18 protein-coding genes are annotated in these 14139 nt (G+C 64.5%); 5 read left to right on the plus strand and 13 right to left on the minus strand.

Annotated elements, in window-relative coordinates; all coding sequences use genetic code 11:
• Positions 1–16: 16 nt before the first annotated feature.
• Positions 17–439 (minus strand): universal stress protein, encoded by a 423-nt coding sequence (locus ACYQ3G_RS08650; protein WP_459824864.1) that lies wholly within the window; start codon positions 437–439, stop codon positions 17–19.
• Positions 440–497: 58 nt separating this feature from the next.
• A complete protein-coding gene (locus ACYQ3G_RS08655) occupies positions 498–884 on the minus strand; it encodes a hypothetical protein (protein ID WP_028578542.1) in 387 nt (128 codons plus the stop codon).
• Positions 885–1324: 440 nt separating this feature from the next.
• Here ACYQ3G_RS08655 and ACYQ3G_RS08660 point away from each other — a divergent pair, with 440 nt between their 5' ends.
• Complete coding sequence (locus ACYQ3G_RS08660) at positions 1325–1771, plus strand: rhodanese-like domain-containing protein (protein ID WP_459824867.1); 447 nt, start codon at positions 1325–1327, stop codon at positions 1769–1771.
• A gap of 22 nt (positions 1772–1793) precedes the next feature.
• On the opposite strand, the gene ACYQ3G_RS08665 is transcribed toward ACYQ3G_RS08660, so the two are convergent.
• Genes ACYQ3G_RS08665 through ACYQ3G_RS08675 form a run of 3 tightly spaced genes read right to left on the minus strand, consistent with a single transcriptional unit; the run spans position 1794 to position 3182 of the window.
• Positions 1794–2633, minus strand: a complete 840-nt coding sequence (locus ACYQ3G_RS08665) for a pseudouridine synthase (protein ID WP_459824869.1) — start codon at positions 2631–2633, stop codon at positions 1794–1796.
• Positions 2630–2839, minus strand: coding sequence for a tautomerase family protein (locus ACYQ3G_RS08670; protein WP_459824871.1), 210 nt, complete (start codon positions 2837–2839; stop codon positions 2630–2632). Before ACYQ3G_RS08670 ends, ACYQ3G_RS08665 begins: the two co-directional genes overlap by 4 nt.
• Before the next feature lies 1 nt (position 2840).
• Positions 2841–3182 carry a cupin domain-containing protein gene (locus tag ACYQ3G_RS08675; RefSeq protein ID WP_459824874.1) on the minus strand — a complete coding sequence of 114 codons (342 nt, stop codon included), beginning with the start codon at positions 3180–3182 and terminating at the stop codon, positions 2841–2843.
• Between the two features lie 262 nt (positions 3183–3444).
• Between ACYQ3G_RS08675 and trpB the strand changes: the two genes are divergently transcribed.
• A complete protein-coding gene (trpB, locus tag ACYQ3G_RS08680) occupies positions 3445–4653 on the plus strand; it encodes a tryptophan synthase subunit beta (RefSeq protein ID WP_459824876.1) in 1209 nt (402 codons plus the stop codon).
• A gap of 73 nt (positions 4654–4726) precedes the next feature.
• On the opposite strand, the gene ACYQ3G_RS08685 is transcribed toward trpB, so the two are convergent.
• Both ACYQ3G_RS08685 and ACYQ3G_RS08690 read right to left on the minus strand, forming a co-directional pair.
• Complete coding sequence (locus ACYQ3G_RS08685; protein WP_459824878.1) at positions 4727–5419, minus strand: metal-dependent hydrolase; 693 nt, start codon at positions 5417–5419, stop codon at positions 4727–4729.
• Positions 5416–7539: a hybrid sensor histidine kinase/response regulator gene (locus ACYQ3G_RS08690; RefSeq protein ID WP_459824881.1), complete on the minus strand. Its 2124-nt coding sequence runs from the start codon at positions 7537–7539 to the stop codon at positions 5416–5418. Before ACYQ3G_RS08690 ends, ACYQ3G_RS08685 begins: the two co-directional genes overlap by 4 nt.
• Before the next feature lie 227 nt (positions 7540–7766).
• Here ACYQ3G_RS08690 and ACYQ3G_RS08695 point away from each other — a divergent pair, with 227 nt between their 5' ends.
• Together ACYQ3G_RS08695 and ACYQ3G_RS08700 are read left to right on the plus strand one after the other, a co-directional pair.
• A complete protein-coding gene (locus tag ACYQ3G_RS08695) occupies positions 7767–8408 on the plus strand; it encodes an AMIN domain-containing protein (RefSeq protein ID WP_459824884.1) in 642 nt (213 codons plus the stop codon).
• Between the two features lie 55 nt (positions 8409–8463).
• The gene (locus ACYQ3G_RS08700) at positions 8464–9093 is read left to right on the plus strand and encodes a precorrin-8X methylmutase (RefSeq protein WP_459824887.1); all 630 of its coding nucleotides are present in this window, start codon (positions 8464–8466) and stop codon (positions 9091–9093) included.
• A gap of 73 nt (positions 9094–9166) precedes the next feature.
• Here ACYQ3G_RS08700 and ACYQ3G_RS08705 read toward each other — a convergent pair whose 3' ends face one another.
• Genes ACYQ3G_RS08705 through ACYQ3G_RS08715 form a run of 3 tightly spaced genes read right to left on the minus strand, consistent with a single transcriptional unit; the run spans position 9167 to position 10174 of the window.
• Positions 9167–9472: a putative quinol monooxygenase gene (locus tag ACYQ3G_RS08705; protein ID WP_459824889.1), complete on the minus strand. Its 306-nt coding sequence runs from the start codon at positions 9470–9472 to the stop codon at positions 9167–9169.
• Positions 9469–9969, minus strand: coding sequence for a DUF3592 domain-containing protein (locus ACYQ3G_RS08710; protein ID WP_459824891.1), 501 nt, complete (start codon positions 9967–9969; stop codon positions 9469–9471). Before ACYQ3G_RS08710 ends, ACYQ3G_RS08705 begins: the two co-directional genes overlap by 4 nt.
• A 4-nt stretch (positions 9970–9973) precedes the next feature.
• Positions 9974–10174: a heavy-metal-associated domain-containing protein gene (locus ACYQ3G_RS08715; RefSeq protein WP_459824893.1), complete on the minus strand. Its 201-nt coding sequence runs from the start codon at positions 10172–10174 to the stop codon at positions 9974–9976.
• Between the two features lie 122 nt (positions 10175–10296).
• On the opposite strand from ACYQ3G_RS08715, the gene map reads away from it, so the two are divergent.
• Positions 10297–11148 carry a type I methionyl aminopeptidase gene (map, locus tag ACYQ3G_RS08720; protein ID WP_459824896.1) on the plus strand — a complete coding sequence of 284 codons (852 nt, stop codon included), beginning with the start codon at positions 10297–10299 and terminating at the stop codon, positions 11146–11148.
• Positions 11149–11541: 393 nt separating this feature from the next.
• Here map and ACYQ3G_RS08725 read toward each other — a convergent pair whose 3' ends face one another.
• From ACYQ3G_RS08725 to ACYQ3G_RS08735, 3 genes are all read right to left on the minus strand, one after another.
• Positions 11542–11703 carry a hypothetical protein gene (locus ACYQ3G_RS08725; protein ID WP_459824900.1) on the minus strand — a complete coding sequence of 54 codons (162 nt, stop codon included), beginning with the start codon at positions 11701–11703 and terminating at the stop codon, positions 11542–11544.
• Positions 11704–11741: 38 nt separating this feature from the next.
• A complete protein-coding gene (locus ACYQ3G_RS08730) occupies positions 11742–12209 on the minus strand; it encodes a hypothetical protein (protein WP_459824902.1) in 468 nt (155 codons plus the stop codon).
• Between the two features lie 1188 nt (positions 12210–13397).
• A complete protein-coding gene (locus ACYQ3G_RS08735) occupies positions 13398–14132 on the minus strand; it encodes a 4Fe-4S dicluster domain-containing protein (protein ID WP_028578555.1) in 735 nt (244 codons plus the stop codon).
• Positions 14133–14139: the final 7 nt, after the last annotated feature.

Consider the following 14139-nt stretch of genomic DNA (forward strand, 5'->3'; position numbering starts at 1 on the left):
AGGCCCCGTCGCGTCGCTACTTCTTGACCACCAGCACCGAGCACGGCGAGTGGGTCACGACCTGGCTCGAAACGCTGCCGATGAGGAAGCGTTCCACGGCCCCGGCGCCCTTGTTGCCGATGACGATGAGGTCGATCTTGTTCTTTTCGGCGTACTTGACGATGGCGTCGGCCGCCGACGGGCTCTCCTCGACCACGACATCGACCTTTGCTCCTGCGGCCTTGGCCTGCTCCTGGGCGCGGCTGACGGTCTTCTGCACGCCCTCGCGCATCTTCTCCAGAAACTCGCCCGAGATTTCGCCGAGATACAGGTTCGTGTACGGCGCGTTGGAGACGGTCAGAGCCGTGAGGGCCGCGCCTTCCTGAGCCGCGAGCTTCATGGCCTTCGTCAGCACCAGCGTGGCGTATTCCGACTGATCGATGGCTGCCAGGATCTTCATGACGTCCTCCTTTTCTCGTTGGGAAACAGTTGTGGGGAAAATGCCCCTTTCAGCCTGATTAGTAGCTCCTCGGACCCGGGACCTGGAATATCTTGGACTCGGTCTTGTCCGGATGCTTGGTCGCCAGATGCTTGTATCTGTTGAGGGCCCGGCCGGACAGCAGGGCCAGTATGGTCGAGAGATCCGAACCTTCGTCGATTTCTCTGAAATTCTCGTTTTCGAGCATGCGCGGACTGAGCCGGTAGGCAGGATCGCCGTCCGGGTCGAAGGTCACATCCCCGGGCTCGATCTCGATCCGGTCCCCGATGGCTTTCTCCAGAAAGCTGTGGACGGTGCGTTCGAAAAACTTGCGCACGTCTTCCGTCGATTCCGCCGCGTCGATCTGGGTGCGATAGCGCGGTTCGACCTCTTTCTGGTGCATCTTGAAGGACATTTGATGTGTCATGTGTTCCTCCTCTGAGTATGTCACCCGGCCGGAAAGCGGCCCGGGACCGTCGTCTGGGGTGCTGCGGCGCGAGAGGGCGGTGGTGCGGCCAGTGCGTGATGTCAGGCGGAAATGCAGGCGGTATTTGAGAAAAACATAACGCTCCGGGAACCTTTTGGCAATGATTTGCTGAAAATCGTTCGCTTCGATGAAACTTTCAGTGAAATCAGGCGGCCGGGACCAGTTGATGGAGACCGGCCCGCAGGTCGGCTATGGGCAAGGACGTGGCGGAAAATGAGAGCCCCCTGGCCGCGTGGCGACGGCATTGGAGTCCGGGCTGGCTCGGCCGGCCGGACTGCGGCCGCCCTCACGCGAGCGCCTGGGCGGGAGGCAGGGGGCTGACGCTCCGGGTTGCAAAGATGGCGTCGATTGCGTAGCTTGATCGAGTGTCGGATCAGGCCGTGTTGTCTCGTGTCGAATACATGTGGGGCGAAGCATTGAAAAACGCAAGAATTGTCCAGATACTCCTTTTTCTCCTGTTGTTCGCATGTGTTCCCATCTGTTTCGCGATGGCGGACGAGCTGCTGCTTTCCGCACAAGAAGTGCAGGCGCTGATTGAACAGAACAAAGGCAACGATGCATTTGTCATACTGGATTTGCGCACTCCCGACGAATATCGACAGGGGCATATTGAAGGCGCGCGGCCGATGAACTACTACGCCACGAATTTTCAGCGCATGGTCTCCCTGCTGGATCGCGACGCGACGATTCTGCTCTACTGCCAGAAGGGCAGGCAGAGCACCCTGGCCCTGCGGGCGATGACGAAGCTCGGCTTTTCGAGGATGTACATCCTGGATGGCGGGATCGCCGAATGGGTCAAGGCAGGACTGCCGCTGGCCGGGCCCTGACGAGGATGCAGCGCGGCGCGCCTCAGCCGCGCAGGGGGAAGGGCAGGGGCGGCAGGGTCCACGTGTGGTGCGTATGCGTGAAGGGGCAGGTCAGGCTCATGCTCACGGCCAGAAGTTGCAGTCCCTGCGGGCAGGCGTTGTCGCGGCCGTAGCGCGGGTCCCCCATGACCGGATGCCCCAGACCGGCCAGGTGCCGGCGGATCTGGTGCTTGCGGCCCGTGTCGATGCGCGCAGTCAGCAGCGCGTTCCCCGCGTCCTGATCGCGCCGCAGCACCGTGAAGGCGGACCGGCTTTCCCTGCCGTCCATAGGTTCGCCCACCGTCACCTCCGTCCAGTCCGGAACGCCGCGCACGATGGCCATGTATTCCTTGTGCACACCTCCCTGCCGGAACAGTTCCCCCAGTTTCGCAGCGGCCGCCGCGTCGTGGGCCAGGAGGATGAGCCCGCGCGCCTCGCGGTCCAGCCGGTGCACGGGGTGCAGTTCGTTTCTGGCCCCGAGGGCTGCCTGGGCAAGGCGGGGCAGGGCGCAGTGGTCCGCGAAGCGGGTGCCCTGGGACAGCACTCCCGCCGGCTTGTTCCACACGGACCAGCGCCTGCCGTTGAAGACGAGTTCCGGCCCGGCCGGGACCAGGGCCAGCAGGGCAGGGTCGTAATTCATCTCCAGGCTGTCGCCCGGTTTCACTTCGGCCGTCGCCCGGCGCAGGCGCGACGCCTTGCGGCCGGGCCGGCGCCACCACACGCCCCCCTTGGCCATGCAGTCCTTGACGCGGGCCTTGGGCAGGCCGGTCAGGCCGGCCAGGGCCTCGCAGGCCGTTGAGACTTCCGTGACAGCCAGGGTGCGGGAAAAGGCTTCGGGCGTCATGGCTTGCCGAATCCCGGTCCGAATTTGTCGATGTGCAGTTCGCCGCCCGTGGCCCAGTTTTCCCGGTCGAACTCCTCGATCTGGATGGAGACCAGCTCCGGCGGGAGATCCAGGGACTGCGCCACGGCCCTGGTCACATCGGCCGCCAGCCTGCGCTTGCAGTCGATGTCGCGGCCCCTCGCCATGCGGATGCTGACGATGGGCATGCTATTTCCTTTGCGCCAGATAGGGCATGTAATCTTCGCGCACCGGGCTGAAGACCTCGATGGCGAGAGCCGTTTCGTGGACGACGGCGCCGTGCTCGACGCCCGAGGCGATGCACCAGCTGTCGCCGGGGCCGAAATGGTGCTCCACGCCGCCGATGGTCATGGTCATGCGGCCCGAGACGAGGTAACCGGCCTGCTCGTGCACGTGGGAATGCATGGGCAGGAAGGACTTCTCCTGCAGTTCGAAGCGGGCCATCAGGGTCTTCTCCCCGTGGACGAGGGTGCTGACCCGGATGCCGGGGATGAGGTCGTGCCAGACGGCGGTATCGTTGGTGGTGATCATGCGCGTGCTCCTGGAAGTGATGGTGAGGCCTTCCCATATACGATCGATTATCCCTTGACAAATTCCCCCTCCGCGGGCAATCGACTGATCCATGAATACCACGGTCACGACCCTTTCCCTCCTTTGGTGGCGGCATGAGAAACATGCCGTGGGATGCGTCTTGGCCTGAAAACCCGACCCGTAAGGGAAGAAGCGAACATCAGCCGCGGCAGTGCAACACTGACCGCGGTTTTTTTTTACCCGAACTCCAAGGAGACACCCCATGACCATGCCCACAGCCGACGGATTTTTCGGCGCCTACGGCGGCCAGTACGTACCGGAACCCATCAGGGACATCCTGAACGAGCTGGCCCAGGCCTTTGAACGTTACCGCAACGACCCGGAATTCATCAAGGAATACGAGTATTACCAGCGGCAGTTCACCGGGCGGCCCAACCCGCTCTACTTCTGCGCCAACCTGACCAGCCGCTGCGGCGGGGCCAAGATCTACCTCAAGCGCGAGGACCTGAACCACCTCGGCGCCCACAAGGTCAACAACACCATCGGCCAGATCCTGCTGGCCAAGCGCATGGGCAAGAAGAAGATCATCGCCGAGACCGGCGCGGGCCAGCACGGCGTGGCCACGGCCGCCACGGCGGCGCTCATGGGCATGGAGTGCACCATCCACATGGGCGCCGTGGACGTGGAGCGCCAGAAGCTCAACGTCTTCCGCATGCAGATGATGGGCGCCAAGGTCGTGCCGGCCGAGAGCGGCCAGAAGACCCTCAAGGAGGCCGTGGACGAGGCTCTCATGGCTTGGGTTCAGGACGCGCAGAACACGTTCTATCTGCTCGGCTCGGCCGTGGGTCCGCACCCCTACCCCCTCATGGTCCGCGAATTCCAGTCCATCGTCGGCCGCGAGGCCAAGGCCCAAATCCTGGAGGCCGAAGGGCGCCTGCCCGACTACTGCATCGCCTGCGTCGGCGGCGGCTCCAACGCCATGGGTCTCTTCTCCGAATTCATCCCCCATCCCGAGGTCAGGCTCGTGGGCGTGGAGCCTGCGGGCCGGGGTCTGGGCTACGGGCAGCACGCCGCCACCCTCTGTCTGGGCGAACCCGGCGTCATGCACGGCTTCAACTCCTACATGCTCAAGGACGGCCAGGGCGAGCCGGCCGAGGTCTACTCCATCTCCGCCGGCCTCGACTACCCGAGCGTCGGCCCCGAGCACGCGCACATGAAGGACACGGGCCGGGCCGAGTACGTGCACGCCAGCGACAAGGAGGCCCTGGACGCCTTCTTCCTCCTGTCCCGCACCGAGGGCATCATCCCGGCCCTGGAGTCGTCTCACGCCCTGGCCCACGCCCTGCGCATCGCGCCGGGGCTGTCGCCGGAGACCATCATCATCGTCAATCTCTCGGGCCGCGGCGACAAGGACGTGGACCAGATCGAGCGCATGGTCGCCAGCGGCGAGGTCGTGCCGCCGACGCTCTAGAACGGCGCAAGGCCCGGTCGGTTTCCCCGGCCGGGCCTTGATCGCGGTTGCGCGCAACGCGGCCTGCGCAGGTTTACCTCACCAGCCCCACTGGCACGCCGACTTCGAGCTGCATCAGGGCGTCGCCCAATTCCAGCTTGTCCAGTTCCCTCCTGAAGGCGTCCACGTTCTGGTCCAGGACCGGAAAGGTCCCCCAGTGCATGGGTGCGACCTTTTTGCACCGAAGCATCATGGTCGCCATGGCGGCCTGGGCCGCGTCCATGGTGAAGACGCCGCCGATGGGCAACAGGGCCAGATCGATGCGGTGGAGCTTGCCCCACAGGGCCATGGACGAGAAGATGCCCGTGTCCCCGGCGTGGTAGACCGTGTAGCCGTCCTCCAGGCGTATGATGAAGCCCGTGGGCACGCCGGCCTCGCAGGAGTGGTGGGCCTGGGTCATGGTCACGCTGACGCCGTGGTGGGTCACGGTGCCGCCGATGTTGAAGCCGATGCCGTTCAGAATCTGGCTGTCGGGCAGCCCCTGGCTCTTGAGCTTGGCGGCCAGTTCCACGATGCACCCCAGCGACGCGCCGGTGCGTTTGCAGATTTCGAGGGCCTGCCCAACGTGGTCGCCGTGGTCATGGGTCACCAGGACCAGGTCGGCCTCGACGTTCTTGGCCGTGGTCTTGGCCGAGGGGTTGCCGTCGAACCAGGGGTCGACGAGGATGGTCCTGCCCTTGGATGTTATGGCGAAGGCCGAGTGGCCGTGCCAGGTCAGCGTGTTCATGTTGCCTCCTTGTGGTCGTTGAGGGCGGACCGAAGCTCCGCCGCGATGCCCGCGGTCAGGTCCAGAAGGCTCCCGGCCGCCGGGGAAAAAGACTCGAAATCCGTGCCGGCCCTGGCCAGATCTTCCACCGCCTTGGCGGCCAGCCCTTCCGGCGTCAGCCCCATGTTCAGCAGCAGCCCCTTGACGGCGTGGGCGTGCCGACCGGCCTCGGCCACATCGGCCCCGGCCAGGCAGACCTCCAGGCCAGCACGGTGTTCCGCCAGGGAGTCCAACAGGCTCTGCACCAGCGGCATGGCCTCGTCCCGCTCCAGTTCGTACTGGGCGCTCAGGGCGGCCAGGATGCGCTCGAAGCAGCCCCTCCCGCAGACCGAATCGGATGGAGCGGCCTCATCCGTGGCGGGCGGGACGACATGCCCGGCCTGGCCCGGCGCCGATTGTGCGGCCTGGGCTTCCGTCCCGTCTCCGGAGCCCGCGAACGTGCCGAGTACGGCGTGCACCTCTTCGGCGCGCAGGGGCTTGGTCAGGTAGCCGTTCATGCCGATGTCCATGCAGCGCTGTTTGTCCTCCAGCAGGGAATGGGCGGTCATGGCCACGATGGGCGTGAACGTCCCTGCGATCTTTTCGCGCAGGGCCCGGATGAGGATGCTGCCGTCGAGGTCCGTGGGGGCGGGGCGGCCCTGCTCGCAGGCGCGGATGACCTGCGTGGCCGTGAAGCCGTCCATGACGGGCATCTGCAGGTCCATGAAGACCAGGTCGTAGGTGTGGCGGCCAAGCATGGTCAGGGCGTCGAGGCCGTCGCGGGCGTGGTGCATGGATTGGCCCATGCGCCGCAGCAGGAGTTCGGCCAGTTCCCGGTTGGTGGGAACGTCGTCGACCAGGAGGATTTCCAGGGGCCGCAGGCTGGTCAGCTCCTCCCCGGTCGGTTCGTCCGACGCGAGTTCCAGGCGCAGCCCGAAGACCCCGGCCAGGGCCTTGAGCAGTTCGTCCTGCATGAGGGGCTTGGCCAGCACCGCCTTGACGCCGCCAGGTCCGACGGTCACGGAGCGGTCGCCGATCTGGGTCAGGACGATGGTCGGCTTGCCGTGGAGGGTTCCGCCGAGGTCCATGAGCTCCATGCAGGCGAAGTCGCCGAAGTCCGTGTCGAGGATGACGAGGTCGAACCCTTCGCCCTCAAGTCCCAGGCAGTCCATGCATTCGGCCGTTTCGCAGGGCAGGCCCCAGAATTCGAGCAGGCGGCGGACCTGGCGGCGGATGAGGCGGTTGTTGGCCACGACCAGGGTCTTGGCCGCGTTGTCGAAGACTCCGGCGTGGGTCGTGTCGGCCGGGGCGATAAGCCCCATGCGCGCCGTGAACACGAAGGCGCTGCCGTGGCCGGGGGCGCTCTCCACGTTGATGTCGCCGCCCATGAGCCGCACGAGCTTGCGGGCGATGGACAGGCCGAGGCCCGTGCCGCCGTAGACGCGGGTGGAGGAGCTGTCGACCTGGGTGAAGTCCTCGAAGATGGCGGACAGCTTGTCCGGGGGGATGCCGATGCCCGTGTCCTCGACGCGGAAGCGCAGCAGGCACGAGTCTTCGCGGACTTCAGCGACCTCGCAGGAGCAGCAGACATGACCTGACGGCGTGAACTTGAGGGCGTTGCCGAGCAGGTTGATGAGAATCTGGCGCAGGCGGATGGGGTCTCCGCGTACTTCGCGGGGCAGGTCGCAGGGCAGGAGGCAGACGAGTTCAAGGCCCTTTTCGGCGGCGGTGAGACCCAGGGTGCCGACGGTGCGTTCGATGGCGGCGCGCAGGTCGAAGTCGCGCGGTTCCAGTTCGAACTGGCCGGCCTCGATCTTGGACAGGTCCAGGACGCCGTTGATCAGGTCCAGCAGGGCTTCGGAGGCCGTCTTGACGATGTTCAGGGCGCGGCGTTGCTCGGCGGCCAGTTTCGTGCTCAGGACCACGTCCGTCATGCCGATGATGGCGTTCATGGGCGTGCGGATTTCGTGGCTGAAATTGGCCAGGAACTGGGACTTCACGCGGCTGGCGGTTTCGGCCTGCCGTCTGGCTTCGTCCAGCTCGGCCACCAGCCGGGCCAGGTGCTCCGCGCTTTCGGGCAGGTGCGTGCTTTCGGTGTTCATGAGGATTCTCCCCGGCGCGGCGCCTTGGCGGCGTTCGCTGCCTGTGTGCGCGGGCGCGACTGCGCGAGCTTACCCGAAACCGCCTCCGATTCCAACCGCGGGACCCGGTCCGGCGGCGAAACGGCTGCAGTCCGAAATTTGAAATCTCAAATTGTTTTCTTTTGCCGGAATCTTAGGTAGGGTTGCAGAGATTCGAGCATCGTTAAACCGATGGATGTCATTTGCGCATGAACACACTGCCCATACGCGTCGCCGTTTTCCTGTTCTGCATTTTCGCGGCCTGCCCGACCGGCGCCTTTTCCGCCGAACCCGAGACGATCCGCCACAAGGTCGTCGCCGGGGACACGATCCGCGGCCTGATCCTTGAAGCCAACTGCATCTCGTCGATGTCCGAGTACACGCGCGCCCGCGAGGCCTTTGCCGGGCTCAACCCCGGCCTCTCCCATTCCGAAATGCTCAAGCCCGGATCCGAGGTGCCGGTCCCGGTCCTCTTCAGGAACAAGGGCTGCCTCGATTTTCGCGAGCAGCGCGTGGTGCGGGTCGACTTCGAGAGCCGGGGAAACATGGAGAAGGTCTTCGTCTATCTCGACGGCCCCGTGCTGCCCGATGTCTTCACCCTCAGGCAGACGCAGCCCGTGCGCGTGGTCTGCGATTTCGACGGCGCCCTGCCCGAGGCGGGGCTGCAGCGCGACGTCGACGTGCAGGGACGCATGATCCGCAGGATTCGTCTCGGGCACGAGGACAAGCCCTTCAAGCGCGCCCGGGTCGTGCTCGACGTGGACGACGCCGTGGCCGGCCGCGTCGAACTGGAATTCTTCGAACAGACCAGCCTCTTCGTCCTGACGATCCACGAGGCCGCGAAAAACTGACCCTCCTTCCAGAACCCCTTCCCGGGCTCTTCCGGCCCGCCCGCAAGGACACCGCATGTACGTCCACGTCCCGCCCGAGGAGATCGAGCCCCGGTCCCTGGCCATCATCGACGCCGAAGTCCCCGAGCCGCGCCCCTTCGCCGGAGAGCAGTGGGCCGTGGCCCGGCGCATGGTCCACACCACGGCGGATTTCGACCTCCTGAACCACATCCGCTTCCACCCGGACGCCGTGCGTGCCGGCATGGACGCGCTGCGCGCGGGCGCGGACATCGTCACGGACACGCGCATGGCCCTTTCGGGTATCCCGGCCCGCCGCCTGACCCCGCTGGGCTGCGCCGCGCGCTGCCTCATGGACGAGCCGAGGGTGGCGGCCAGGGCGAAGGCCGAGGGCGTGACGCGGGCCTGGGCGGCCGTGGACGAGGTCATGGACGGCGGCGGGGCGGACATCTTCGTCATCGGCAACGCGCCCACGGCCCTGTACCGCCTGCTGGAGCGCGTCGCCCTCGGCGCGCGGCCGCCGAAGCTCGTCGTCGGCATGCCCGTGGGCTTCGTCAACGCGGCCGAGTCCAAGGAACTGCTCCTGGCCCAGGACGCCATCCCCTACATCGCCGTGGCCGGACGCAAGGGCGGGTCGAGCCTGGCCGCCAGCGTCGTCAACGCCCTGCTCATCCTCGCCGCCGGGTAACGTCCGCCGCAAAAAAAAACCGCCCCGGCCGGACGTTCGGCAGGGGCGGTTCGCATTCTCTGGCCCAGGCCCTTCAGACTTCTTCGACAATGCTCATGGACACGTTCAGGACGATGTCCGAGACCCTCTCCTGGAAGCCGCGCATGTGCCCCGAGCGCAGGTGCCTTTCCAAAGCGGATCGGCTGGCCCATCTTTCCACGATGGTCACGCTGTCCGGGTCGTAGCGCTGGCTGTCCATGTCCATGCGCACGTCCCGGGTGGGAAAGTAGTCCAGGCAGCCGGCCTCCTGGCGCACCAGCGTCGCCAGTTCGCGGAATTCGCGCAGGAAGAGCGGGGATTGTCCGGGCTTCAGGGCGACGCGCGCCGTGACGTGGATCATGCGTCCTCCTTGCGGGCGCCCTGGCCGCTCAGCAGATAGACGCCGAAGATCACGGCCACGCAGCCCGTGGCGAAGCAGAAGAGGCCCGCCCCGGCCTTCAGCAGGAAAAGGGGCAGATGCAGGTGGCGATACAGGACGGAGCGTTCGGGCCTGTCCGGGTCCACCAGCACGGTCACGGTGCGGTTTTCGGCCTGGGCCGCGCGCAGGGTTTCGTGCAGGTCGGGCTGGGGGCACTCGTCCCCGATGCACGAGAATTGCCCTTCGTGGCTTCTCTCCCCGAACTCGTAGGCGTAGCGCGCCACGGTCTGGTTGCCCAGGGCCTGGTCGGGGCCGGAGAGGTGCTCCACGGCGATGACCCGCGCGGATTGTGGCGTCCAGGCCTCGGCCGCGCGGAAGGTCAGGTAGCTCTGCCCGGCGTCGAGGAGAAAGCGGGTGCCCAGGATGACGAAGGGGATGCCCAGGAGCAGCAGGATCAGTTTGCGCAGCGTCGAAAACATCCGGCTAATCCTGGGGCTCGAAGCCGATCTTGCGGATGGCGTTCTTCACGGCCGTGAGGTCCACGTCCGGGCCGGCGTCGAAGGTCGCCTGGCCGGGCGTCAGGGTCACGGAGACGTTGGCGATGCCGGGCATGGACGAGAGCAGCTTGGTGACGGAGCCGGTGCAGTGGGCGCAGGACATTCCTTTGATGGCGATGGTCGGCATGGTTTCCTCCTGTGTTTCGGACACCATGGCCCAAAGCACCGTGGAAGGCAACGGCCGGAGGGGCACTGGACAGCCGGGGAATTCTGCGCCAAGGTCGGGTGAACAACCAACGCAGGACAGCCATGCTTTTTCGTAATACCAAAGCCCGCCTCAACCGCCGCAAACTCAGTCCCGACCTGGAATCCGAATACTGGAAGCGCTACCGCATCCGCCTCAAGGACAAGGCCGCCGTCGACGGCATCGCCCGTGCCGGAGCCCTCGTGGTCCGCACCCTGGACATGATCCAGGCCAGCATCCGCCCCGGCGTCACCACCGACACCCTGAACACCCTCGTGCACGAGTTCACCCTGGAGCACGGCGCGACGCCTGCGCCCCTGGGGTACCGGGGTTTCCCCAAAAGCGTGTGCGTGTCCGTCAACGACGAGATCTGCCATGGCATCCCCGGCCCGCGCGTCATCGGCGAAGGGGACATCGTCAATGTCGACGTGACGAGCATTCTGAACGGCTGGTACGCCGACGCCAACCGCACCTTCCTCGTGGGCGAGGTCTCCCCCGAAGCCAGGCGCCTGGTGGAGGTCACGGCCGAGTGCCTGGCCCGCGGCATGGCAGCCGTCAAGCCCGGCGCGACTCTGGGCGACGTGGGGCACGCCATCCAGACCCACGCCGAGGGCGCCGGCTACTCCGTGGTCCGGGAACTGGTCGGGCACGGGGTCGGGCACGCCTTTCACGAGCCGCCCCAGGTCAACCACACGGGCCGGCCGGGTCTGGGCATCGTTCTGGTGCCGGGCATGGTCTTCACCATCGAGCCCATGATCAACCAGGGCGGGATGGGCGTGAAGCGCCTGGACGACGAATGGACCGTGGTCACGGCCGACGGCAGCCTGTCGGCGCAGTTCGAGCAGACGGTCCTGGTCACGGAGAAGGGCGTGCGCAGCCTGACGCCGTATTCCCTGGATACGGCGGCTACGGAGTAACCGTTTCGCCTTCGCGGGCAACGCCTCCGGCCGGCTCCCGGGAACGGGGCATTTCGTCGGGTCGGAGTTCAGGCCGTCGCAACTCATCCGTGTCATCCCCGCGAAGGCGGGGATCCATCCCACGGCCTTCAGGAACCGTCCGCAATGCATGGATTCCCGCCTTCGCGGGAATGACGGGGTGAGAGGGCGGTATGCCCGAAAATTGGCAACTGCCCCCCTGCAAGCCAAACCGGTTTGCCCGGAACGAAATTTCCTTGAATTTTCCGGCAGTCTTCCCACCACCCGCAAAAAGCCCGCCCCTGTGCGTTCAGGGAGCGGGCTTCGCTTTTTGCGACGGGCTTGCCGAACAGTCGTGTTGCCCGGCCGGTCCGTCATCATGCCGTCATCGGTTCGTCATTCGTCGCGGCGGCTGACCTGCACGGCGTCATGGCCGCATTCGACGATGCATGACCCTCCCTGGCGGCGTGCCGCGATGAGCGTCGCGCCGTTGCCGGCGTTGCAGGCGGAGCGGGCGTCGACGATGCGGCCCGCCGCGTCGCGGTAGGCCGCGTCCATCAACGTGTTGCAATCCGGCAAGGTTGCGCCCGACGATGTCAGGGACGTGCGGCAACCGGGCCCGCATCGGCCGCGGCGGTCGCCCACGCCATTTTCTGCCGCATGGGGAAGTACGCCTGCCTGCCTTCATGCTGCAGAATGATCTGCGTCACCTGGGACCCGTCGGACATGAAGGTCACGGTTCCCTGGACCGGCGCGGCGGCTCCGGGAGGCGCCCCGTAGACGTAGACGAACTTGTTGAACCGATACAACGGGCAGTGCAGGCCGAGGCAGTCGGCGTGCAGCACGAGTTGGCCTCCCCGTTTTCGAGCGTCTTCGATGAAAACGCACTTGCCCGGACCCAGACTGTAGGCTCCGGCGAAATTGTCCTCCGTGAATTCCTGGTCGTCCAAGCCGGGGATGCAGCGTGTCTCGGCTCCATCCTTGAACTGCGCAGGGCTCAGGTCTGCGGCCAGGGCGGCGTATGGGATGAGAAGCAGCAGAAAGGCAAGTATGAGCTTTGTCATGGGATAACTCCTTTTCGTATCGAAATTTTCGATACATGCAGGCATGTCGCCGTACATGTGAGATGATGGTTTGCGTGCCGTTCCTGAAACGCCATCCCGATCGTGCCGCCGGTCCGCACGGTGCATTGCATACGGCGGCCGTTCAACCGGGATGGGCTACGAGCGTGAGACGCGTTTCATGTTTCGCCTCCTGTGTTCATTGTCTGTGGCAGGGCCGGTGTGCCGTGCCCACGGCGAACGCGTACCTTACGGTATCGAGTCCTGCCGAAGATGCGACGACGGAAATTGTGCCTCAAGGTCGCCCTTTCAGCCGTGCACGGTCATGTCGTCGTGGCTTCTGGCGGAACAGTCTCGGTCGAGGTGGCGAAGCGGATGGTGCGAGGTTCGGGGAACCTGCGGGAGTGCGGGTCGAGTGAGAAGGTATGCAGGGCGTGCGTGCGGGTTCGCGGTTCGGTCGGTAGGTCGGCTTGAATTTTTTGGAAGCGAAGCGAGGATTCGCTCGTGCGACATGCCATTACCGTGTTGCCGTCTGGGACGTGGTTGAAAATTTCGAACAGATCAGGTCGTCGAGTCGATCGCATCATGTCGTGTCAATTTTTTTGCATTCATTCAGTTCAATACATTTTGTATTTATTATAACATAGAAAATATTATATGCAATAATAAAATAAAAAAATGTTGAGTCATACGTTAGTGACATACGGGAATAATATTTTTTGTACTACGTCGTGCGTAAGTATAAAAATTCATGCGTCATACATGTATGACAATCTTTGTATCCTTTTTGATTTTTCTTATAAATTGATAAATTTTGACGAATAAATGAAAAAATAATTTTCTGCGTCCTCCGACATTCCTGTGCAATACCGCGGAAGAGCCCGTGATCGTTTGCGCGTACGCGTATCCGTCAGGATAGTCGTTAATCGATTTATATTGGATCGTTACGGTATGTGCGCCCTTCTTCAAGGCAATGACGGCGTATTGCCGGCCGCGAGGCTTGGATCGATTTCTGAATCGCTCGGTTTCGGCTGGTTGTTTTGTTGCGGTTTTGGGCTGCACGGGCGCAGGTGACTGGGCGCGATCGTGGCAGGGGAAACGTAAAGGCCCGCCCCCGTGATGCGGGGGCGGGCCTTATTGGAAGAAGTGGCCGGGAAGCCGTCTTCCCGGCCTTCCGATGGAGGAGGGCCCTTAGGCCTTGCTTCTGGATCTCGAGCCGAACAGCTTGGCGAACATGGCCTTGCGGTCCAAAAGGCCGGGTATCTCCGCGTCGGCCACCGCGTAAGGGTGGTACGACTTGGGGTCTGCCTGGTACAGATAGATGACCCTGGTGGACTCGGCGTCGCCCAACACCGCGTCCGGGTATTTCTTCTGCACTTCGGCCAGCCGTTTTTCGGCCAGGGCCAGCATTTCGTCCCGATCTCCGAAGTTCATGGTTCCGGTGGGGCATGACTGCACGCAGGCGGGCTTCAGGCCGTTCTGCACGCGGTCAAGGCACATGGTGCACTTGGTCATGACCTTGGTTTCCGCGTTCTGGCGCGGGATGTTGTAGGGGCAGGCCTCGCGGATTTCGTCGAAATCCGGGAGATCCTTGGTTCTTTCCGTGAAGATGACGGCGCCGGTGGCCTCGTCATGGATGATGGCCTTGTCGTCGTAGGCGTCGGCGGTCATCTTGCACGGGGGTTCGGTGCAGTGCCGGCACTGTTCCGGGAAGAACAGCCAGGCGGCCATGAAGCCCTTGTCGTCGGCGACTTCCTTCATATGCACGGTCTTGTAGGTGATGGCCGAGACGTCCATGGGGTTCTGATGGGACCCGTGGTTTCTGGTCTCCTCGGCCGGGAGCTTGTTCCACTGCTTGCAGGCTATCTGGCAGCCGCGGCAGGCCGTACACTTGGTCAGATCGACGAAGAATGATTTTCCTGACATATCGACT

The organism is Desulfomicrobium salsuginis, assembly GCF_054657795.1.